This is a genomic window from Streptomyces sp. NPDC026062, assembly GCF_055568375.1.
On record NZ_JBVHOQ010000028.1, the window covers coordinates 24,148 to 44,915 of the forward strand.

The 20,768-nt window shown below is 71.5% G+C and carries 16 protein-coding genes; 12 read left to right on the plus strand and 4 right to left on the minus strand.

Features of this window, described 5'->3' with window-relative positions:
• The first annotated feature begins 3 nt into the window (after positions 1-3).
• The 4 genes from ACZ4LX_RS24375 (at position 4) to ACZ4LX_RS24390 (ending at position 5,173) form a co-directional block, all read left to right on the plus strand.
• A complete protein-coding gene (locus tag ACZ4LX_RS24375; RefSeq protein ID WP_467643650.1) occupies positions 4-1,533 on the plus strand; it encodes an FAD/NAD(P)-binding protein in 1,530 nt (509 codons plus the stop codon).
• A 616-nt stretch (positions 1,534-2,149) separates the two neighbouring features.
• Positions 2,150-3,187, plus strand: a complete 1,038-nt coding sequence (locus ACZ4LX_RS24380) for a cupin-like domain-containing protein (RefSeq protein WP_467643652.1) — start codon at positions 2,150-2,152, stop codon at positions 3,185-3,187.
• A gap of 13 nt (positions 3,188-3,200) precedes the next feature.
• On the plus strand, positions 3,201-4,070 hold the full coding sequence (locus ACZ4LX_RS24385) for an SDR family NAD(P)-dependent oxidoreductase (protein ID WP_467643656.1): 870 nt from the start codon (positions 3,201-3,203) through the stop codon (positions 4,068-4,070).
• Entirely contained in the window at positions 4,067-5,173 is a 1,107-nt protein-coding gene (locus tag ACZ4LX_RS24390) for an amidinotransferase (protein WP_467643659.1), read from the plus strand. The genes ACZ4LX_RS24385 and ACZ4LX_RS24390 overlap by 4 nt, the downstream gene beginning before the upstream one ends.
• Positions 5,174-5,215: 42 nt before the next feature.
• Here the strand turns inward: ACZ4LX_RS24390 and ACZ4LX_RS24395 are convergent, their stop codons facing one another.
• Positions 5,216-7,198, minus strand: coding sequence for a B12-binding domain-containing radical SAM protein (locus ACZ4LX_RS24395; RefSeq protein ID WP_467643660.1), 1,983 nt, complete (start codon positions 7,196-7,198; stop codon positions 5,216-5,218).
• A 290-nt stretch (positions 7,199-7,488) separates the two neighbouring features.
• Between ACZ4LX_RS24395 and ACZ4LX_RS24400 the strand changes: the two genes are divergently transcribed.
• Genes ACZ4LX_RS24400 through ACZ4LX_RS24420 form a run of 5 tightly spaced genes read left to right on the plus strand, consistent with a single transcriptional unit; the run spans position 7,489 to position 12,674 of the window.
• Positions 7,489-8,631, plus strand: a complete 1,143-nt coding sequence (locus tag ACZ4LX_RS24400; protein ID WP_467643662.1) for an amidohydrolase family protein — start codon at positions 7,489-7,491, stop codon at positions 8,629-8,631.
• 28 nt (positions 8,632-8,659) lie between these two features.
• Positions 8,660-9,919, plus strand: a complete 1,260-nt coding sequence (locus tag ACZ4LX_RS24405) for a hypothetical protein (protein ID WP_467643664.1) — start codon at positions 8,660-8,662, stop codon at positions 9,917-9,919.
• Between the two features lie 28 nt (positions 9,920-9,947).
• Positions 9,948-10,805, plus strand: a complete 858-nt coding sequence (locus tag ACZ4LX_RS24410) for a hypothetical protein (RefSeq protein ID WP_467643668.1) — start codon at positions 9,948-9,950, stop codon at positions 10,803-10,805.
• Positions 10,806-10,837: 32 nt separating this feature from the next.
• A complete protein-coding gene (locus tag ACZ4LX_RS24415; protein WP_467643671.1) occupies positions 10,838-11,812 on the plus strand; it encodes a TauD/TfdA dioxygenase family protein in 975 nt (324 codons plus the stop codon).
• Between the two features lie 22 nt (positions 11,813-11,834).
• On the plus strand, positions 11,835-12,674 hold the full coding sequence (locus ACZ4LX_RS24420; protein ID WP_467643674.1) for a glycosyltransferase family protein: 840 nt from the start codon (positions 11,835-11,837) through the stop codon (positions 12,672-12,674).
• Here the strand turns inward: ACZ4LX_RS24420 and ACZ4LX_RS24425 are convergent.
• Positions 12,647-13,288: a class I SAM-dependent methyltransferase gene (locus tag ACZ4LX_RS24425; RefSeq protein WP_467643677.1), complete on the minus strand. Its 642-nt coding sequence runs from the start codon at positions 13,286-13,288 to the stop codon at positions 12,647-12,649. The genes ACZ4LX_RS24420 and ACZ4LX_RS24425 overlap by 28 nt on opposite strands.
• A 217-nt stretch (positions 13,289-13,505) precedes the next feature.
• On the opposite strand from ACZ4LX_RS24425, the gene ACZ4LX_RS24430 reads away from it, so the two are divergent.
• From ACZ4LX_RS24430 to ACZ4LX_RS24440, 3 genes are all read left to right on the plus strand, one after another.
• Positions 13,506-15,500: a Gfo/Idh/MocA family oxidoreductase gene (locus ACZ4LX_RS24430; RefSeq protein ID WP_467643679.1), complete on the plus strand. Its 1,995-nt coding sequence runs from the start codon at positions 13,506-13,508 to the stop codon at positions 15,498-15,500.
• Positions 15,497-16,129: a hypothetical protein gene (locus tag ACZ4LX_RS24435; protein ID WP_467643680.1), complete on the plus strand. Its 633-nt coding sequence runs from the start codon at positions 15,497-15,499 to the stop codon at positions 16,127-16,129. The genes ACZ4LX_RS24430 and ACZ4LX_RS24435 overlap by 4 nt, the downstream gene beginning before the upstream one ends.
• A gap of 214 nt (positions 16,130-16,343) precedes the next feature.
• Positions 16,344-16,484, plus strand: coding sequence for an SCO1431 family membrane protein (locus tag ACZ4LX_RS24440; protein WP_467643682.1), 141 nt, complete (start codon positions 16,344-16,346; stop codon positions 16,482-16,484).
• A 103-nt stretch (positions 16,485-16,587) separates the two neighbouring features.
• Here ACZ4LX_RS24440 and ACZ4LX_RS24445 read toward each other — a convergent pair whose 3' ends face one another.
• On the minus strand, positions 16,588-18,111 hold the full coding sequence (locus ACZ4LX_RS24445; RefSeq protein ID WP_467643684.1) for a hypothetical protein: 1,524 nt from the start codon (positions 18,109-18,111) through the stop codon (positions 16,588-16,590).
• 49 nt (positions 18,112-18,160) lie between these two features.
• On the minus strand, positions 18,161-20,755 hold the full coding sequence (locus ACZ4LX_RS24450; RefSeq protein ID WP_467643688.1) for a hypothetical protein: 2,595 nt from the start codon (positions 20,753-20,755) through the stop codon (positions 18,161-18,163).
• Between the last annotated feature and the right edge of the window lie 13 nt (positions 20,756-20,768).

Here is a 20,768-nt window from a genome sequence, read left to right on the forward strand (position 1 = left end):
ACTGTGGACACCATCGCACCCCACCCGACCGTCGCCGTCATCGGCGCGGGCGCCACCGGCATCATGACGACGATGCGACTGCTCCACCACCACCGGGCGCACGGTCGCGGACGACTGACGGTCCACCTGCTCGACAGCCAGGAACGCCCCGGCCTCGGCGTGGCGTACCGCACCCGGCTGTCCGAGCACATCCTCAACATGCAGGCCAAGACCATGAGCCTGTACCCGGAGGACCCCGACCACTTCCTGCGCGCCCTGCCCGCCTTGCTCGCCGAAGAACGCCGACCGCCTCCCCGGCCTGGCGTACTGGCCGACAGTTACGTGCCGCGCCGCGTCTACGGCGCCTACCTGGAGCGCTGTCTGCTCGAAGCCCTCGCCGCGACGGCGGACGGCACCTGCGTGGAGTTCCTGCGCCACGAGGTCGCCCGGCTGCACCCCGGCCCTTCGGGGCTGCGTCTGGAGAGCGCCACCGGCGCACTCCTGCCGACGCGTTACACCCATGCGGTCATCTGTGTCGGAGACCTGCCACCTACGTCCTACCGCGCACTGATCGACCACCCCCACTACGCCCCCACTCCCTGGGACCCGGACTTCTACCGCGGTATCCCGCCCCACCTCAGCGTGGGCGTCATCGGCACCGGACTGACGGCCGTCGACGCGCTGCTCGCCCTGCGTGCCCACGGGCACCAAGGCCCCCTCTACGCATTCGCCCGCCGCCGCGGCTGGCCCGGCGTCCAGCCCGCCACCCTGCGGCCCCATCACCCCCGCCATCTCACCGCCACCGCCGTCCGCACACTCGGCACCGACGTCCCCCTCGCCCGCTTCGCCACTCTTCTGCGCGCCGAACTCACCGAGCGGATCGGCCCCGACGAACTGCGTTCCCTGCTTGCCGCCGACCGGACGGACCCGCACGAGACCCTGGCACGTGACATCGTCCGGGCCGAGAGCGACCGCCCCCACTGGTATGAGGTACTCGACGCCACCTCACCCCTCGCGCCCGAGATCTGGCACCGCGCCCGTTTCCGCGACAAGTCCCACTTCCTGCGGCGCTCCATGGCCTCCTGGGCGGTCCACCGCCACCTGATGCCCCTGAACAACGCCCGCTTCCTGCACAGCCTGCTCGCCGAGGGCCGCCTGCGCACCCTGGACGGCACCCGCGCCGTCAATCCGTCGGCGGACGGCGGTTTCGACGTCCTGTGCCACAGCTCTGCCGGCGAGGTCCTGCACCACGTGGACTTCGTCATCAACGCCTCCGGACCGGGCACGTCCGCCTGGTCCCTGGAATCCTCGCTGGTCAAGGACTGCCTCCATCAAGGGCTCCTGCGACCGCACCCGCTCGGTGGCATCGACGTCGACTACGTCACCCAGCGGGCCCGCCACCGCGACGGCGCCCACGACGCCCGGCTGCTGTTCGTCGGCCCGCTCACCAGTGGCGTCCACTTCTACACCAACGCCATCGAGACCAACCTCACCAATGCCGACGCCGCCGCCCGGTGGATCACCGCCCACCCCGACGGCACGGCACCGCGATGACACCGAGCCCGGCGGCGGTGGGCACGTAGGCCCGCACGGCCACCTCGACCGCGCGGTGTGCATGCGGGGAGGCCCCGCCGCTTGATCGTCCGCGCCCAGGACCTACGCACCCGGATACGGGTATGAAAGGCCCCCTGGCATTGTTTATGGGCATACGTCCGATGAGCGGCTGAGGGAAATCGGGAACGAGCGCGTCGGCCATTCGTCCTCTGTCCGGTGTCCCGGAAGGCTTTACATGTGTGCGCATTTCCCGCCGGTGTCCTTCCGATTTCCCCGCGGCACGCCGCTCGCCTTCGGACTCTGAGGTTTTCGGCGTGGGAGTTCGCTGGGTGCGCCCTCGGTGATTCCCTTGTGTGGAGCCTGTAGGATGTCAAGTTCCCTGCCGTAGTGGTCAGTTGAGGTCCTGTGGAATGCGGCGGGGTCGCAATCTCCTCGAAACCGGTGGCGTGCGGTGAAAACCCGTGAGGTTGCCTCAGCGCCTTGACCACGGGCATATGCGCACAGCCGGAAATTCCACCGCTGAGGCCCATGTATGGCTCAAAACCGTTTTTCGCCATCCGCTCTCGGCGCGAACGGGTCTATGCACGGCCCCGGATTGCCCCGACAGTGGGATGCCATGACCCGAATCGAACGGTCCGGAGCAGGACGGTCGGGGGAGCAGGAGCGGACGGGAGAGCGGCCCGAGGCGCGGCACGAGGTGGTGCCGATCCTGCGGGCCGCCGGGCTGACGGTCCGTCCGATCGTGCGCGCCGGCCCGACGGATACGCACGCCCTGCGCCGGAGGGTCGCCGCCCGGTCCGGCCCCCTGGTCTGCGACGGCCTGCTGGAGAACTGGCCCGCACGCGGCGCCTGGAACCCGCGGGACCTGGCCGAGGGGTACGGCGACCGTACGGTGACCGCTCTGCTGGACCTCCCCGCCACCGGTGTGCTCTTCCCCCAGGACCAACAACACTACGAGCGCGAACTGACCTTCGCCGAGTTCCTCGACCGGATGACGTCCGCCACCGCGGCCTCCGCCCCCTGCTACCTCGCCTATCAGCGTGCCCACGAGATCTTCGACCCGTCGGACTGCGACTTCGCCTCCTTGCTGCCGGCGGACGGGCACGCCACCGACACCCGGGTGTGGATCGGCTCGGCCGGGACGCGGTCCATGCTGCACTCCGACCTCAAGGACAACCTGTTCTGCCAGGTGTGGGGCGAGAAGAGCGTCGTCCTCATCTCCTGGCACGACAGCCGGGCGGCCTACCCCTTCCCGGACAACCTGGTGAACAGCCGGATCGACCTGGCGGAACCGGACGTGGACCGGTTTCCCAGACTGCGCGACGCCGTGCTGCACCAGGTGCGCATGCGGCCCGGGGATCTGCTGTACATCCCGCGCGGCTGGTGGCACGACATCCGGGCGCACTCACCGTCCATCTCGGTCAACCACTGGTTCGGCGAGCCACTGGGGCTGAAGCAGTACGCACGTCTGCTCGGCCGGTTGGGGCCCGCGTACTGGCGGGCCACCGCCCGCGACTTCGTGTCCCACGGGGTGCTGCGCCGCCAGGAGTCGACGCGCTTCTTCTACAGCCCCGCGTCCACGGGAAGGCGGCTCTACGACGCTCTGCGGACCGGCAGCTTCTCCCACAGCAACGACCCGAGCACCGACGCCTAGCCGAAGGGTTCGCATGCCGAACGACCTGACAGAGCCCACCGCACCGGAGCCGCGTCCGCCACGCAGGGTCCTGGTCACCGGAGGTGCCTCTGGGATCGGTGCCGCCATCGCACGGCGGTTTCTCACCGACGGCGCCCGGGTGGCCGTCCTGGACCGGGACCGTGACGCGCTCGCCCGCTTCGGAAAGGAGACGCCCGACGCGGAACTGCTCCTGGCCGCGGACGTCGGTGACGAGGGAGAACTCCATGTGGCCCTCGCCGAGACCGACGCCGCCTGGGGCGGGCTCGACGTGGTCTGCAACAACGCGGGCATCAGCATACGGAGTCCCTTCCTGGAGACGTCGCTCGCGGACTGGGAGCAGACACTGCGGGTGAACCTCACCGGAGCCTTTCTGGTCGCTCGGGAAGCCGCCCGGCGGATGGTGTCCGGCGGCGGCGGAGTGATCGTCAACACCGCCTCCGTCAGCGGGATGGTGGGCATGCCCCACTACGCCGCGTACAACGTCAGCAAAGCTGGTCTGATCGAATTGACCCGGACGATGGCCCTGGAACTGGCTCCGCGTATCCGGGTGAACGCCGTCTGTCCGGGCTATGTGCTCACCGATATGCAGCGGGCCGAGTACACCGCGGGACAACTCGGTGAACAAGAGCGTTCGCTGCCTCTGGGCAGGCTCGGCTCGCCCGAGGAGATAGCCGGCCTGGTGGCGTATCTGGCCTCCGCCGAGGCCACGTTCGTCACCGGTCAGTCGTTCGTGATCGACGGAGGCGAAACGGCGGGCGGTCTGGCCAGTCGGCCGTTCGGCGCAGCGTGGCGCGCCGAGGCGGCCGGACAGGACGTGCCGGGGGCGCCGGGCCCCGGTCCGAGCGAGGGCGGGGAAGCATGACGGGCGAGGTCGTACAGCCGACGGGAAATCACCACGGGACCGGCGCCTGGCCGGTGGTCAACTCGTACACGGAGTGGGACCCGCTGCGCGAGGTGGTGGTGGGAAGCCTGCTGGGTGCGGTCTTCCCGACCTGGCAGGACTCGATGAAACACACCATGCCGCCGTTCGCCTGGCCGGTGTTCCGGGAACACGGCGGATCACCGCTGCCGGAACGGCACCTCAAGGCGGCCGAGGCCGAGCTGGACAACCTCGCCCATGTGCTGGAGGCCGAGGGGGTACGGGTGCGGCGCCCCGACACCGCCCGCCATCACCGTCCCATCCGTACACCGGCGTGGGAGTCGGACGGCGGCCTGTACGCGGCGATGCCGAGGGACTCGCTGATGGTGGTGGGGGACGCGATCGTCGAGGCACCGATGTCCTGGCGCTGCCGGTACCACGAGAGCGATGCCTTCAGGCCGCTGATCAAGTCGTATTTCCGCGGCGGTGCACGCTGGCTGCCGGCTCCGCGCCCGCAGCTGACCGACGAGCTGTACCAGGACCCCGGGGGCGGCGAGCCGTGGTCGGTCAGCGAGTTCGAGCCCGTTTTCGACGCAGCCGACTTCCTCCGCTTCGGGCAGGACCTGATCGTGCAGCGCAGTCACGTCACCAACTCCTTCGGCATCGACTGGCTGCGCAGCGCCCTGGGACCGGACTTCTCCGTTCATGTGGTGGAGACCGACGATCCCCACGCCATGCACATCGACGCGACCGTCACCCCGCTCGCGCCCGGCAAGCTGCTGGTCAACCCCGAACGCTACGTGCACAGCGCGCTGTTCGACGGGTGGGAGATCCTTCCCGCCCCGGCCCCCGCCCTTCCGGCGGACTGGCCCATGTACTTCTGCAGTCCGTGGGTGAGCATGAACGTCCTGTCCCTGGACCCGGAGACGGTGGTCGTCGAGCGTCAGGAGCGACCGCTGATCGAGGCATTGACCGCCTGGGGCTTCCGCTGCGTCGAGGTGGACTTCCGGCACGTCTACAGCTTCGGCGGGTCGTTCCACTGCGTCACGCTGGACACAGTGCGCGAGGGTGTCTCGGGCCGGTACGTGTCGGTGCCCGCAAGCTGAGTCCGGTGCGTGCGGGGCGGCCGGCCGGTCGCCCCGCACCGCTCAGGAGGTGAAGAGAACCCTGCTGTAGTCGGGGCGGAGGACGACGTTGTTGTCGTACAGGCAGTACCGCACGGCCAGGAGCGCCACGGTCGGGTCCTCCGGCTCCACAGCGGCGCGCGCCCGAGCCAGCACCTCCTCCACGGAGCCGAACCGGGCGGCGAGCCGGGCGCAGACCTCGTAGGCGGTGAGCGCGATCCGGTCGTCCCAGTACCCGGGCAGGCCGATCGCGGCCAGAGCGGCCTGGACGAGGGGGAGTTCGGTGGCCACCACCAGTTCCACCAGGGCCCGGGCCGACGGGTCCTGGTGCCCCGGCCCGTCCGCCGGGGCGAGGAGCCGGGCGACGATCCCCTCGCAGCCGTCGGCCGCGAACTCCGCGCGCAGGCCGCCCATGGACGCGCTCTCCTGTCCGTCACGGGCCAGGAGGGCGCACCAGCCGGCCAGTTCGTCCGCGTCGGTGTGCCGGGCGAGGAAGGCATGCCAGTCGAGGCGTGCACGGTAGGCGTGGGACAGATAGGTCGCCTCGACATGGGCGAAGAACTCGTCCACGGTCCGGGCGTCCCCGAGCGCCTCGACGAGCGCGGGCGGGTAGCTGAAGGTCGGGTACAGCAGATCCACGGTGTCCAGCCTGCCCCGGGGGCCCACCGAGTAGGTCGCGCTCCCCGGCTCCCCGACGGTCCCTTCGCCGAGGTCGAAGACGCGAGTGGCGCGGGTGATCAGTGAGTCCTCGAACCGCTCGGCCAGCCGTAGGTCACTGACCGTGCGCAGGGTCGCCGCCACGGTCTCGGGAGTGGCGTAGGAATTGCCGAGAAACATGTCCAGGCGCAGCGGCGGCAGCGGCAGGCCGTGCGCCCGTCGGTACTCCTGGTCCTCCTCCAGCCAGGAGACCTGCGCCTGCACCGCGTGCCGGGCCCGGTAGGGCACACGTGTGTGTTTGAGGTTGGTGTCGTCGTACGAACCGAACTGGTTCCAGCTGGGCTCGAAGTGTGATTCCAGCAGCATGCGGATCTCGCTGCGTTCGAGCGCCGGATTGGGCAACAGATAGCAGGTCCAGTGCACCGGTCGTGACCGGCCGCGGTTGAGCCGGCGCATCCGGTCGGCCATGTCGAACAACAGTGTGTTGCTGCCGATGTTGATCTCGGAGCAGACCAGCCAGACCCGGGTGACCCCCCGGTCGGCGAGGAAGCGGATATCGGCCATGACCGTGTCCGGGTTCCTCACCCGGTGCCGCCGGCCCTTGACCATCGGCTCGGTGCAGAAGTAGCAGCGGTAAGGGCAGCCGCGCTGCACCTCGACGGGGACATGGACCCGGGGCTCGGGGCCGAGGACGCTCTCGCGGCCGTAGAAGGACAGCAGGTCGTCGAGGATCTCCTCGGTGTACTCCGGGTGGTCGGCGGGAGGCAGGAAGACCCGTTCGTTGACCGCGTAGCCGCCATCGCGGCGGTGGGCCAGATTGGCGATCGTGTCCAGGGCCCGTCCGGTCAGGACGTCGTCGAAGCGGCCGAAGATGCCGTCCGGCTCGCCGACCACACCGTAGTCCGGCCGTAACCGCTCCAGCAGGGCCTGCGGTCTGGTGGTGAAGCCGAATCCGCCGAGCATCACCGGTGTGTCCGTCAGCTCCCGCAGGAGGGTGATGAGTTCCTCGGTCTCGTGCATCGGCCAGTAGCTGTTGCGGCGCACCGGTGGCGCGCCGGGGAGATCGGTGTCGGCGTAGTTCCAGATGAAGATGGAGTCCAGTTGCCGCAGGTGGATGCCGATGAGGCGGGGGGAGGTGTGTTCCAGCGTCGTGGTCAGCGCCGAACGCCACTCGGGCTTGGGCGTGTGCAGCAGATCGAGCCGGGCGGTGGTCAGACCGTGCCGCGCGGCGACTGCCGACACCTGGACGAATGCGTAGGGGTAGATGGGCAGTGCGGGGTAGTTCGAGGCGCTGAGCAGCAGGAGATCCACGCCGCGCCGCCCCGGTGCCCCGGATATGGGGTCCGCCATGCGGGGGATGGTGTCACAGCGCCGGTTCGCTCCACCACCACGCGGTCCGGCGCACTGTCCGGATCGGCGCGCTCGGCCGCAGGCCCTCTTGACCGCATCATGCGTCGGACAACAATGGATTGCGCGCCACCGACCGTCCGCCTTCGGGCGGCACACCCACGAGTTCCCGCGCGCCATCGTGCCATCGTCGCTTCGTTCCCGCGCGCCACCGTGCCACTGTCGCCCCGTTCCCGCGAGACATCCGCCGGGACCCGTGACGACCCACCCTCCCTCCCGTGAGGAGCGCATACGTGACCGTTCCCGTGCTGTCGGCCGACTCGCACGTCGTCGAACCCGTGCGCCTGTGGACCGAAGGGCTGGAACACAGATACCGGGACCGGGCGCCCAAGGTCTCCTGGGACGCCGAACGGAACGGATGGTTCTTCACCTGCGACGACCTGCGGCCGGCGCTCGTCAACAGCCTCTACGCCACCGACGCCACCGCCGAGGGGTTCGTCGCCGACGCCGAGACGGTGGTGGAGGCGGCCCGTGCGGGCGGCAGCGATCCAGCTGCGCGCCTGAAGGACATGGCCCTGGACGGGGTCGCGGCCGAGGTGCTCTACCCCAGCCTGGGACTGCACCTGTTCTGGCTCTCGGACGGGGAATTCCAGCGCGCCTGCTTCCGCGCCTACAACGACTGGCTCGCCGACTACGTCCGCCACGCACCGGAACGGCTGGCGGGCCTCGGGCTCATCTCGCTGTGGGACACCGGGGAAGCCGTACGGGAGCTGCGCCGCTGCCGGGAGCTGGGACTGCGGGGCGCGGCGATCTGGGCCTCCGCCCCCGCCGAGCGCGACTTCGGCGGCCGGGCCAACGACCCGTTCTGGCGTGAGGCCCAGGAACTGGGCATGCCCGTCTCCATGCACTGCCTCACCGGCTACCGCGACAGCCCGAAGCTCTTCGACTACGACAGCCCGCTGGGCCGTATCCGGCGCAACATGGGCTACCCGGAGGAGCTCCAGCACACGCTCACCGACCTGATGTTCTCCGGGGTCCTTCAGCGCTTCCCGGACCTGCAGGTCGTCCTGGCGGAGAACGACATCGGCTGGATCGCCTACCACCTGCTGCACGCCGACCGGATCCACGACAAACTCGGCCCGGCCCTGCGCAGCGACCTCGCCATGACCCCCAGTGCGTACTTCCGCCGTCAGGTGCACGCCACCTTCACCGAGGACGAGGTCGGCGTACTCACCATGGGGCTGCTGGGCTCGAAGAACTTTCTCTGGGGGAGCGACTACCCCCACTACGAGGGAAGCTGGCCGAATTCGCAGGACGTCCTGCGGCGTGGTCTTCAGGACACCGGACCACAGGCATGCCAGGACGTGACCGCCGACAACTGCGCCCGGCTGTACGGGTTCGACCTTGCCGCCCTGGCGACCGGAACCGCCCGGTGATCCCACCGCCCACCGCAGAGGAGCCCGCATGGCGGAGCAGAGCACGAACAGCTGGTATCGCTTCATCGACGAGGACATCGAGCGCAGGACCCGCACGAGCGTCGGATTCACCAACCTGATCTCCGACCGGCCCTACCCGATGGACGATGCGACGCTCCACGGCTTCGTCGGCCGCAACGCCACGATCCGCGAGTACCTGCGGATCACCCGTGACGTCTTTATGGCCAGTGTGCGCGGCGAGGCCGATCCGGCCATCGCCGACACCGTGCTGGCCGGGCAGCCCCCGGAGCGCGACCACGCGTACCACAAGGGTCTGACGGAACGTCAACTCGCGCTTCCTCGTTATTTCCGCACCGACGAGCCGGCCCCCGGACGGATCGCCGAGGTGCAGTGTCCCGCCTCCGGCTGGGAGATCGCCGATCAGGTGCACGGGCTGTACCAGGCCTTCCCCGCCGACTTCGGCGCCCCGGTGCGGCGCCTGGGTTCATCGATCGACAACCTCGCCGACTCGCTGCGCGACGGCTTCGGCGACGACCTGGTCGTACACCACCTCACCGGCAACGCCTCCAGGCCGCACGGCGTCCACTACACCGTGCAGCGGCTGCGTGAGCACGGCATCCGGCACTTCGCCTTCGACCAGGTGCACTGGAAGGACTGCGGGCTCGTCCGAGGCCACGAGTTCTACGACCTTCGCTACAACGGCTTCTTCGACCAGTGGATGGACGCGTGCGAGCGCGGCGAGGTCTTCTTCGACCACCCGCCGACCCCCCTCTACGACGCCAAGGTGACCATGGCCTGGCCGTTCTGGGAAAAGACCCGGCAGTACTACTCCGACGAGATCCGCGGCCTCTTCCCGCACACCGAGATCATCACACCCGACGGGTTCCACCTGCCCGACGGCAGCTGGATCGGACTGGACGAGTACTGCGCGCTCGGGCAGGGCAAACGCCGTTACTACATCAAGTTCGGAGGCCACCATCCGACCCTGAACTGGGGCAGCCGTGCGGTCTATCACTCGGGCAGCTTCTCCCGCCCGGCACTGCGCGCGCTGTTCGACCGGGTACGGGTTGACACGGCGGCCGGCCACCTCTGGGTGGCGCAGGACGCCTGCCTGCTCTCCGAACCGGCCTCGGGCGTCACCCGGGGCGGCGAGCAGGTGGCCTTCGACGCCTACACCAAGATCAGCGGCTTCTACACTCCGGAGGGCCTGGCCGGCGTGATGGTCATGCAGGAGCGCGCCCACAAGGTGCACGGCTCGCCGCAGACCGTGCTGAGCATCGTTCACTGACGCATCCGACCTGGGGAGTGCCACAGCCATGACCGAGGCGAGCTCCGATCCGTCGACGACTCCAAGCCGGACGGACACCGAGTACTTCCGCTTCCTGGAACGCGACGGCGTGGACTGGGACGCGTGGTGGGAGGTGCTGTGCGGCCGGGTCGCCGGTGCCGTCTTCCGAGGCGCGCTGACACCGGAGACCTGCGAGAGCACCTGCCGCAGGTTCTGGGACAGCCCCCTGCTCACCAGCCCCCGTGCCACCCGCAGCAGCGAACGCGCCGTGGGCCCCCTCCTGGTGTCCTCCGACACCCTCGACACCTACCTGACCGACTCCGAGCGCACCCGAGCCGGTCTCGGCGAGATCTGCGACGGGCCGGGTCGCACCCTGCCCGCTCTGCTGGAGGAATGGCGCGACCACCTGGCAGGCCGCGGAGTGCCCTTCCGCCTCGCCGAACACGACGGACGGCAGGCCGGCGCGTACAAGCTCCGTTCACGCGCGGACTCCGAAAGCTTCGGGCTGCTGCCCCACGACGACGCCATGCACCACTGGAAGCTCCCCCACCTGCTCGACTTCGAGATCCAGGGAGTCACGCGTGTCTGCAACGCGCTGGTATGCCTGGAGAACGGTCCCGGCGGTGAACTGCTCTACTGGAACACCGCGTTCGGCCTGGAGGACCGTCAGGCACTGGGCGTGCCGCCCGGCAGCTACGGATACCCGCTTGAGGCACTGGCCGACGCGGAGCGGATCACGCTGCCGGTCCACGCCGGAGACATGTACGTCTTCGACGGCGCGAACGTCCACGCCGTCGCTCCCAGCGGTTCCCCGGACGTGCGCCGGACCGTGGCCCTGTGGATCACCGGCCCGCTCGACGACGGGACCGTCCTGCAATGGGCCTGAGCCGGCCCCGACCGACCGGAGGGGTGAACCGCATGGCAGCAGGAACGGAACACGACCCCGCGGTCGGAGTCCGGAAGATCGCGGGCCGCATCGGCGCCGAGATCACCGGGGCCGACCTCGCCGCACCGCTGTCCGACCTGAAGATCAGTGCCGTCCGCGAGGCGCTGCTGCGCCACAAAGTGATCTTCTTCCGCGGACAGCGGCTCGACCACGCCGGCCACGTCGCCTTCGGGCGGCGCCTCGGGGAACTGACCCGGCGCCCGGGCCGCAAGCACGGCGTCCACCCCGAGGGACACCCCGAGATACTCACCGTCGACCCGGACGTGGAGGACACCCGGCACGGACAGCGGTTCGAGGAGCGGCTGCGGCCCAAGTCCCTCACGCCCTACTCCGACTGGCACGTCGACCTGGCCGCCGCCGTCAACCCGCCCGCCATGTCCGTACTGCGGGCCGAGACCGTTCCCCCGTACGGCGGCGACACCCAGTGGACCAGTCTGGTCGCCGCCTACCAGGGCCTCTCCGCCCCGTTGCGCGCTCTTGCCGACGGGCTCAGTGCCGAGCACACCCTGTACGCCGCCACCAGGCTGCTGCTGTCCGACAAGGAGGACACCGAGGCCCTGCGACGGCTCACCGAGGACACCCTGCTCTCCGTCCACCCCGTCGTCCGCGTCCATCCCGAGACCGGCGAACGCGCCCTTTTCGTGCCGCCCGCCTCTGTCACCCATGTGAGGGGGCTGCTGCCGTGGGAGAGCCGGCACCTGCTGGAGATCTTCCACGGGCACATCGGCAAGCCCGAGTACGGCGTGCGCTGGCAATGGGCCCCCGGTGACGTGGCCATCTGGGACAACCGGGCCGTCGCCCACCTCCAGCCCGCCGACCTCGACCACACCGGTCACCGCCGCACCCTCTACCGGGTGACCGTGCTCGGCGACCGTCCCGTCGGCCCGGACGGCTTCGTGTCCGAGGCCGTCCGAGGGGAACCGCTCACCGCATACGGCGACCACTGACCGGAAGGGACCCGACGACCACATGCCCGGCACCCGAGGCGTCTACTTCGTGGCCAACGACCGCGTGCTCGAACTGGCCACCGTGTTCCTCAACAGTTTCCGCAGCAACAACCCCGACATCCCGCTGCGCCTGATCCCCTTCGACGACGATCACCAGCGGATCGCCTCGCTCGCCGGGCGCTACCGTTTCGACGTCTGGGCGGACGACGGACTGCTGGCCCGCTGCGACGAGGTCAGCCTGTCGTTCCACGACCGCCCGAAAGGACACTTCCGGAAGCTGGCCGCCTGGGAGGGAGAATTCGACGAGTTCCTCTACATCGACAGCGACACGGCCGTCCTGCGGAACATCGACTTCGTATTCGACCGGCTCGACGGATACGGATTTCTGACCGCCACGTCCCACCTTCCCGGGCGGGCCTGGAAGGACAGCATCGAGGAATCGGGAATTCTCACCCCGGAACAGTACGGCTACCGGGCGAACACCGGGTTCGTCGCCTCCCGGAAGGGCGCGCTCACCTTCCCGGGAATCATCGACGCACTGCCGGCCGCCCGCGAACTGACCCCGCACATGAAGCTCGGCTACGAACAGCCCTTCCTGAACTACCTGATGGTGACCTCCGGCCACCGCTGCACCAGCCTGCACCAGCTGCGGACCACCACCGGCGACCAGTCCCTCCCGGCCGAGGTCTTCGCCTGGACACCGGGCATCGAGGCGAAGGACGGCGGGATCGTGCACCCCGCCGTCCCGCCGACCCTGCTGGTGCACTGGACGGAGCCGGTGAAACCGACCCAGCGGGCGCCCGAGGAGGTTCCGCTCTATGACCTGTGGTGTTACTACCGCGACCTGCGCGCCATGACGTAGAGCGACTGCTCGTCATCGTGCCGGGGCGGGAACTCCGGATGCGCGGTGAGCAGTTCAGCCTCCTTGACCTGCTTGACCATGCCGAATCCGGCCTGGGCGAGGGCCCAGGCGAGCAGATCGAAGTCGAAGAGGTTGCGGTGCCGGCCGCGCGCCTGGAAGAGGTCGTTGACGAACTGCTGCACCGGGGCGCCGCCCAGCGAGTAGTCCGGGTAGCGGCTGCACCGGTCCTCCTTCAGTGCCTGGCCCCGGTCGGCAGCGTAGCCCGCGCAGACCTTGGCGAGATCCGGACAGGAAAGCCACAGCACCCCGTCCGGCGTGCACACCCGGCGCAGCTCTCGCAGCAGGGGTATCAACTGCCCGTGCAGCTCAAGGTGTTCGACCACGTGCTGCATCACCACGGTCTCGGTCGAACCGTCGGGGAACGGCAGCGACCCGACTGCCAGGTCCACATCGAACTCCGAACCCGAGACGTCGCAGTTGAGCCAGCCCGGAACACGTCGCCCACCGCAGCCCAGATGAAGCCGCCGGGACGGCGGGAACCCGCCGCCGAGAGCCGCGCGGCGCGAGCGGCGGCGGGCGGACAGCCGGGCAAGGTCATGTCTGATGAATGCCACGGTCCGCGGATCGAAATTCAGCCTGCGCAATACCCAATTCATCACACATCTCACGATGGCCGGGAAAATAATCCCGGTCAACCCCGCGTCCCCTCAAGTTCTTCGATCATCATTTTCGGTCATCGCTCCTGGAAATCGCTTCGGTGACTGTCCGTGCCCTGTCCGGCGATGCTGAATTCCGCGATGATGGGCGAAAGAGAACCCAGAGGAGGAATACATGCGAGCGGTGGTCCTGACCGGCCCGGGACAGTGTGAGTTCGTCGACCGGGAGGAGCCGCCGGGCGGCCCCGGGCAGGTCGTGGTGGACCTGAGCGTGAGCGTGATCAGCCCCGGCACCGAGCGCGCCATCCTGCTGGACCTCCCGAACGCCGGTGCCCGTTACCCCGAACACCCCGGCTACCAAGGCGCCGGAACGGTCCGTAGCGGATCCTCGTTCCCCGCGGGCACCCGGGTCGCGGTGCGCCGGGCCCGGCACGCCGAGGTCGCCGCGGTCCCCGAGCGCTGCGTCCGGCCGGTGCCCGAGCGCGTCGCACCCGCCGACGCCGCGGTCTGGCAGCTCGCCCTCACCGCTCTGCACGGCCTGGAGACGGGCGGGCAGTGCCCGGGCGAACCGGTCACCGTGGTCGGTGGCGGGCTGCTCGGCGTCATCACCCGCCGTCTGGCCGCGGCACGCGGCGCCTCCCAGGTCCGGTCGTTCGCCGCCTCGACCGCCAAGGCATGGGCCCTGCGGGCCGAACCGCTGACCGTACGTCACGAGCCCGGCGGACCCGGCGGCGGCACCCCGCTCGTACTGGACGTCACCGACAGCGGCCCCGGCCTGGCCGTCGCCGTCGCCACAGCCGCGCCCGGCGGCCGGGTCGTCCTGCTCGGCTCGCCCCGCACCGAGCGTGCCGACGTCCCCCTTCAACTGCTTCACGACCGAGGTCTCGACCTGCGCGGCGCCCACGTCGGCGGGCTCGGCGAAGCCGACGAGGACCGGCTGAGCGACGAGTTCTTCGCACTCCTGGAACAGCGACGCTTCACCGTGCGCGACGTCCTGTCCGACTACCCCGCCCACAAGGCCCCGCACGTCTACCACCGGCTCGCCACGGACCGTACGTTCATCAGCGCGGCCCTGCGCTGGGACGCGCCTCGTCCGGCCGCCCGCCGCCACGCCGCGTCCGTGCGCCCGCTGCGCTTCGGCCTCATCGGCTGCGGAGACATCGGCATCGAGGACGCCAAGGCCCTGGCCGCCGCCGACGAGGCCGAGCTGGCCGCCTGCTTCGACCCCGTCGCCGATCTGGCCGAGGAGACCGCCGCCCGCTTCGGCGGCAGGCGGACGCCGGACGTCCCCGCCCTGCTGGCCCTGGACGACGTGGATGCCGTGATCGTGGCCACCCCGCACGACACCCACGAGCAGTTGTTCGCCGCGGCGCTGGCCGCGGGTAAGCACGTGCTGCTGGAGAAGCCCGTCGCCCAGAACCTTGTCACCGCCCGCCGTATGGCCGAACTCGCCCGTTCCACAGGACCGTTGCGTACCGGTGTGCTCTTCCCGACCCGTACCGACCCGCGATTCGAGCAGGCCCGGGCAGCCATCGCGGCCGGAGAGATCGGCGAACCTCTGGGCGTGACGGCCACCTACTTCACCGACAAACCGGCCGGATACTTCCAGGGCGGCCTCAGCGGCCGGTCGCCGTCCAGCTGGAGGCTCGACCGCGACCGGGCGGGCGGCGGCTTCCTCATCATGAACCTGATCCATCAGATCGACACCGTCCGTGCCCTGCTCGGCCGTGAGGTGGACCGCGTCTACGCCGAGACCGCGCCCTCCGCGGTGGCCGACGCCGAGGGGATCGAGGACGCGGTCAGCCTCGTCCTGCGATTCGGTCCGATCGTCGCCACCCTGATCGGCAGTGCCGGTGTGGTCGGCGGGACCGGCATGCGCACCAGCGTGTGGGGCGAGAAGGGCGAAGTGGCCCTGACACCCGGGTTCCGGCTGGTCCACCGGACCCCGCTCGGCTCCGCACCGCCCGAAAGCCTTCCGGCGCCCACCGCGATCGACCTGCGGACCACGGCGTTCACCCGCTTCGCCCGCGCCGTGCGGGACGGCACACCGGTTGACGTCAGCATCGCGGACGGACTGCGTACCCAAGCCGTCGTGGCCGCCGGCTACGAGGCCGCGCGCCTCGGCCGCGCCGTCGAACCCGCGCGGCTGCTCGACGGCGGTGAACGGTGAGCGGCCCGTCGCGTGTCGTCCGTTCCGCAGGAGGCGGACATCTGCCGCCTGCCGGAACCGACCCGCACACGGTGTGGTTCGTCGACGACTGCGCCGCCGAGGAGACCTGGGCGGTCGGCCACCGGGAGCCGGACGCCGCGGTGTGCGCTGCCCGTGGCTGGGCGGCCACCGCGATCGCCGTCGCCGATGCCGCGAGGGCTGCCGCGGAGGGGGCGCCGGTGCTGGTACCCGGCGACGGCGCGCTGGCTCGGCTCGTCCGGCTCGCGCTCACCGACGAGACCCGGCCCTCGGATCACGAGGCACCCGCCGTGGTCGTCGAGACGACCGGCACCGGCAGCGGGATCCTCGACGCACTCGCCGCAGCCCGCGCCGGCGGATGTGTGCTCCTCGCCGTCCGTCCCCTGCACTCCGTCACGGCACTGCCCACCTACCGGGCCATCCACCATCCGGGGCTTCGCGTACGGCCCGTGGGCTGGGCCGGCCCCGGGGGCGACGTGCCGGAGCCCCTTGTGGCCTGGGCTCTGGCCCAGTTGACCCGGACGCGCCCCGGACAGGCCGTCACCCCGGCCGACCGACGACGGCCGGCACCCGGACCCGAGGCTGCCGACGGCCGAACGCAGGGCCCGTGAGTACCGGCAGCCGAAATCGTCGCCACAGCCGCGTGCCCGCCGTGGAACCATCTCTCCGCCCGGCGCCGGGCCCCGGCGGCCGTCGGGATCCGCTGACGCGGTCCGGCCGGCGCCGGGGCAGTGACGCATGTCTCCACCCCGGCGGCCCGTCGGGGTGGCATGGTGGTCGGGTCCTCGGGGGACAACGACTGCCGGCCGACCGAACGGGATGCCCATGACCGCCACCGCCGCCTCCTCCCGCCGCCGCGCACGGACGGGCGGACCCGAGGACCGCTCGAAGCTGCTGGAGACCGTCCTGGGCTGGACACTCGTCGTGGTCGTCGCCATGTTCGTCACCCAGCTCGGCCTGATGTAGCGCCCGGTCCGGTCCCGTCACCGGAGCCGGGCGGCCCGGTGGTCCTGCCCGGGCCCCGGGCGGTCGTCCGGGGCCCGGGCACCCAGGAGGGGAACCCCGTCACTCAGGAGCGGCACGTCACCTCCATCTGTGCCGCGGCGTGGTGCGCGTTCTTCCACCCGTCGGACCAGTCGTCACCCCGGTCCAGGAGCTTCACCCCGATCGTGGAGCCCTTCATCGCGAAGGTGCCCGCGTTGACCCACTGCCCCCGGTGGCTTGTCTGGTCGATCGAGAAGCTGTCGTACTTGGTCGTGCGGTCGTTCGCGTTCACCAGCACGTGGTACGTCGTCGGGTGCCCGCCCACGTACAGCGTCGTGTTGCTGTTCGGGATGAACACGGAGATCTGGCAGGTGCGTGCCTGTGTGCCGGGCTTCCACCACCACTTGACGCGGCCTTGCGCGTCGGTGCCGGTGTCGCCGGACATCGGGACGGCGAGATAGCCCCCGCCGCAGCCGCTGCCCGTCCAGCCGCCGGAGGTCCGGGTGTACCAGCCCGAGGTGCCGGAGGTGAAGAAGCCGTCGCGCTGGAATCCGCCGCCCGAGGGCGTGGGGCAGCCCTCGCCGACGATGCCGGTGTAGACCACGCTCGACTTCGTCGCCGAGCCGGACGTGCCGGTGGCCGACGAGGTGCCGGACTTCTCGCCCGCTGCCACGGTCTGGCCACCCGTGCCGGTGCTCTTGTCCGTGGCGGTCTTGGCCGCACCGGCGGTGCTCGAAGCCGTGGCCGACTTCTTCGTGCCGGCTCCCGCAGCCGGCGATCCCTTCTTCGCGGCGATGTCCGCACCCTCGTGGATACCGCCCAGGACCTGCTCCTTCTCCTTCGCGCCGGCGGAGGTGCCGCCCCCGGCGGAGCCCTTCGTACCGTCCTTCGCGCCGTCCTTCAGCGTGCCCGAGCCGGGCGCCGTCCGCTCACCGGGGACGAGGCCCGCGACCGAGCCCTCCGGGCCGATGGGGCTTCCGGCGGGCGCGTTGGCGCCGGACGGGGCGTCGCCCTTGTCGTGCGGCCCGGATATCAGGAACGGCACACCGATCAGGACGAGGCCGCCGATGACCGCCGCGGCGATCATCGGCTTGCCCGGCCGCCCCAGCGGCAGGCCGGCGGTGCGACGGGACACGGTGGCGGGCCGGGAGGCGGCGGCGGGCTGCGCGTTCGCCGCGAGCACACCCTCGGCCTCCGCCGACCCGCGTGCCTCTTCGGCCGCCCCGCCTTCCCCGGCGGCCGCCGGAGCCGGAACCCGGCCCGCCTCCGCCTCCCCTTCGGCTTCCGCCCGGGCCTTTGCCTTTGCTTCCGCTTCCGCCGAGGGCTCCTTCGAGGCTGGTGCCGGGTTCTCCTCTTCCTTCTCCTCCGCGGACTGCCGTGTCGCGGTGCTCTCCGGGGTCTCGGCGGCCGGGGAAGCGGCCGACGACACCGTGGAGACCGAGGAGGAAGAAGATGAGGCGGCCGGTGGCACCGATGCCGCCGGCTTCGCCGCCGGGAACAGGCCGGTGGCGGGCTCCTCGGCCAGTACCGCCAGGGCTGCCGCGCGCGGGACCGGGGTGCCAGGAGCGCTGCCGGTCCGGCCGGCGGGAGTGGACTCGCTGGTTGTCATGACGTGTCTCTCTCTGGGCTGGGGCGAAGCGGGGTGGTGGACGAGCCGTTCAGCGGGCACCAAGGGTGTGGTGGAACGGACCGGTGCAGCGATCGGGCCAAGGGGGTTCCGCCGGCCCGGCCGCACGGCAGACAGCCGCGTCGAGCCGGGCGACGGTCTCCGCCGACGGGTCCCGGAACCGCGCCAGGGGCGGCACCTCGGCGAGCAGGACGCGGGCCGGCATGCCGCCCTCCGCCTCGTGCCGGGCCAGGACGGTGAACGCGGTGCCGGAGCCGAACAGCGCCGTTGCACTGCTCATGTCCCGCGCCAGCACCGATGCGCGACGGGCGGTCAGGGGGCGTACGGCATAGCGGACGCAGCCGTCCGGCGGCAGCGGAGCGTTCCGCGCCTCCAGATGGACGACGTCCAGCGGGGCGTCGCAGCGCAGTTCGGCCCCCGGCACGATGTCGTCGGGGATGTCCGGGCCGGGCACCGCGCGAGCCAGCGTGCCGCGCAGCACCGGCAGCCTGCTCAGCCCGGAGGCCAGACACGCGGCGTACGCGCGCAGCTCGCCCGCCCCCGCGTCGGACGCCAGCGCGAGCGCGCCGAACGGGCCGTCGGGCGGGGACTGGAGATAGAGGTGCACGGCCACCAGGTCGGCACGTGCCGCCTCCTGTGCCGCGCCGCGCAGTCCCGGCAGTCGTACGAGCGTCTGGCTCACCGGTCCGCTGTGCGCCTCCCAGACGTCGGAGGCCAGGTCCCGGAACGCGGCCCGGTCCGCGTCGCTGCTGAACCCCCCGGTCGCGGCTGCGGCGCCGGCCGGCCGCGCGGGGCGCGGGGCCACCGGTGTGCGCGCGGGAGCGGCGGGGGCCGGAGGGTGGGCCGCCGAGGGCGCCTCCGGGGACGGGGCGGAGGGGGCGTCAGGGGGAGCGGTTGCGGGAGTGACCGGGGGAGGGGGCGTGCCGGGGACAGCCGAGGCGGAAGGTGTGCTGCTCGTTGCCGGGCGGCCGGACACGGTGGGCCACGCCGGCGTATCCGCCGAAACCGGGGCCAACGGCGGTGCGGACGCGGGCGCGGCGGCCGGAGTTGGTTCTGCTTCTGCTTCTGCTTCTGCTTCTGCTTCCGGTGCCGCTTCCGCTTCCGGTGTCGGCATGGCGGCGGGGGCGGCGGCGGACGTGGCTTCGTGCTCGGGGGCCGGCTCGGGGGCGGCCGGATGCGCGGTTGTGGTGGCCGGGGCGGGCGCGGCGCCGGTCGCCGAGGCGTAGGTGAGACCGTTCCGCACGGCGAAGCGGCGCAGCTGCGTCACGGCTTCCGGGGCCGCGCCGTCCGGTGCGGCGAGCTCCGCGTACGCGAGCAACTCCTCGTCCAGTTCGGCCAGTAGCCCGGACAGCGCCTCCAGGAGGGCGGCCCGGCTGTCGCCGTCATCGACGGACGACGGTTCCAGGTCGATGCGGCAGGCCCTCGCCTCCGCGAGCCGGTCGCGGACCGAGGCCGGTGGCTCGGGCGTCCGCCCCAGCCAGAGTCCCGCGCGCACCGCCACCGCGTAGTGGACGCCGTCCGGCAGGCGCAGCGCGGCCCCCTCCGCAACGTCCGATCCGGCCATGACGGGCAACTGCCAGTGCGCGGGGCGGGGAGACGGACGGCGGCCGTCCGCGCCGGCGGGCGCGCAGAGCACGGTGGTGAGCAACGCGGGCCAGGTGCACTCGCCCGTCGCCGACACCACCCGTACCGATTCGGTGTGCGGGGCGGGCGTAACACTCGTCCGCGCCCCCGAGACCGTGAACGGCAGGCCGGTACAGCATGCGACGTCCGTGCCGAGCAGGTCGGCCACGCCTTCGGCGAGCGGCAGCAGGTCCTGCCCCTCGCCCGGGACGAGCCGGAGCGAGCGGCGCAGTCCGGACGGCATACCGGCGAGGAGGCCGGCCACGTCCTCGATCAGCTGCGGCCCGCAGGGAACCGCGCCCACCAGGACGCTCAGCCGCTCCGGATGGACGGACAGGGCGAACGGCAGCAGGCCGGGGCGCGGCGGCGCCGTCCCCGTGGGCCGCAGCAGCAGCCCGGCGGGAATCTGACCGACCGTGCAGGCGCCGAGCTCACCGAGCGGCACGCGGGACAGGGCCCGCTGCCAGCGGGGTGCGGGGATGCGCGCGCCCAGCGCCTCGGGCTCGGCGTCAGGGCCGAAGCGCCACCAGCCGCCCGAGGGGGTGGCGGGTGCGTCGACGTACAGGATGCCGCCGGGAACGAGAACGGCGGCGGCGTCCGGCGCCTCCAGTTCGAGCTCCCAGGCGTCCGCCAGCCGCCGCGCCAGGGGGCTGCGGTCCTCTGCCGGGGCCGCCGCGCCCGACATCACGAGCCGGACGGCATGGCACTCCTCGTCACGGAGCCTGGCCAGCAGGCCGCCCAGTTCCTCGCCCAGATTCCCTGCCGCGTCCGCCGCCACGTCGACCACGACGACCGGCCGGGCGGGATCGGCGGGGAGACCGTCGGCCAGCTCCCGGACCGAGGTGCGACGGTCGGCGGAGGAGCGCAGCAGGAATGTCCCGCCGTTCTCCTCCAGCACCGTGCGGGGTGTCGGCCCGGACGTCCCGCCGGCGGTCTCTCCCGGGGCCGAGGCGCCGCCGCGGCGCCCGAGCCACCGCGTCAGACGCGGGGGTATGCCGTTCACCGGACCCCCTGCC

Excerpts from the sequence above, each read along its gene's own strand:
- ACZ4LX_RS24380 (WP_467643652.1), top strand. The coding sequence starts at position 2,150 with ATGACCCGAATCGAACGGTCCGGAGCAGGACGGTCGGGGGAGCAGGAG.
- ACZ4LX_RS24385 (WP_467643656.1), top strand. The coding sequence starts at position 3,201 with ATGCCGAACGACCTGACAGAGCCCACCGCACCGGAGCCGCGTCCGCCA.
- ACZ4LX_RS24390 (WP_467643659.1), top strand. The coding sequence starts at position 4,067 with ATGACGGGCGAGGTCGTACAGCCGACGGGAAATCACCACGGGACCGGC.
- ACZ4LX_RS24395 (WP_467643660.1), bottom strand. The coding sequence starts at position 7,198 with ATGGCGGACCCCATATCCGGGGCACCGGGGCGGCGCGGCGTGGATCTC.
- ACZ4LX_RS24405 (WP_467643664.1), top strand. The coding sequence starts at position 8,660 with ATGGCGGAGCAGAGCACGAACAGCTGGTATCGCTTCATCGACGAGGAC.
- ACZ4LX_RS24410 (WP_467643668.1), top strand. The coding sequence starts at position 9,948 with ATGACCGAGGCGAGCTCCGATCCGTCGACGACTCCAAGCCGGACGGAC.
- ACZ4LX_RS24415 (WP_467643671.1), top strand. The coding sequence starts at position 10,838 with ATGGCAGCAGGAACGGAACACGACCCCGCGGTCGGAGTCCGGAAGATC.
- ACZ4LX_RS24420 (WP_467643674.1), top strand. The coding sequence starts at position 11,835 with ATGCCCGGCACCCGAGGCGTCTACTTCGTGGCCAACGACCGCGTGCTC.
- ACZ4LX_RS24430 (WP_467643679.1), top strand. The coding sequence starts at position 13,506 with ATGCGAGCGGTGGTCCTGACCGGCCCGGGACAGTGTGAGTTCGTCGAC.
- ACZ4LX_RS24440 (WP_467643682.1), top strand. The coding sequence starts at position 16,344 with ATGACCGCCACCGCCGCCTCCTCCCGCCGCCGCGCACGGACGGGCGGA.
- ACZ4LX_RS24445 (WP_467643684.1), bottom strand. The coding sequence starts at position 18,111 with ATGACAACCAGCGAGTCCACTCCCGCCGGCCGGACCGGCAGCGCTCCT.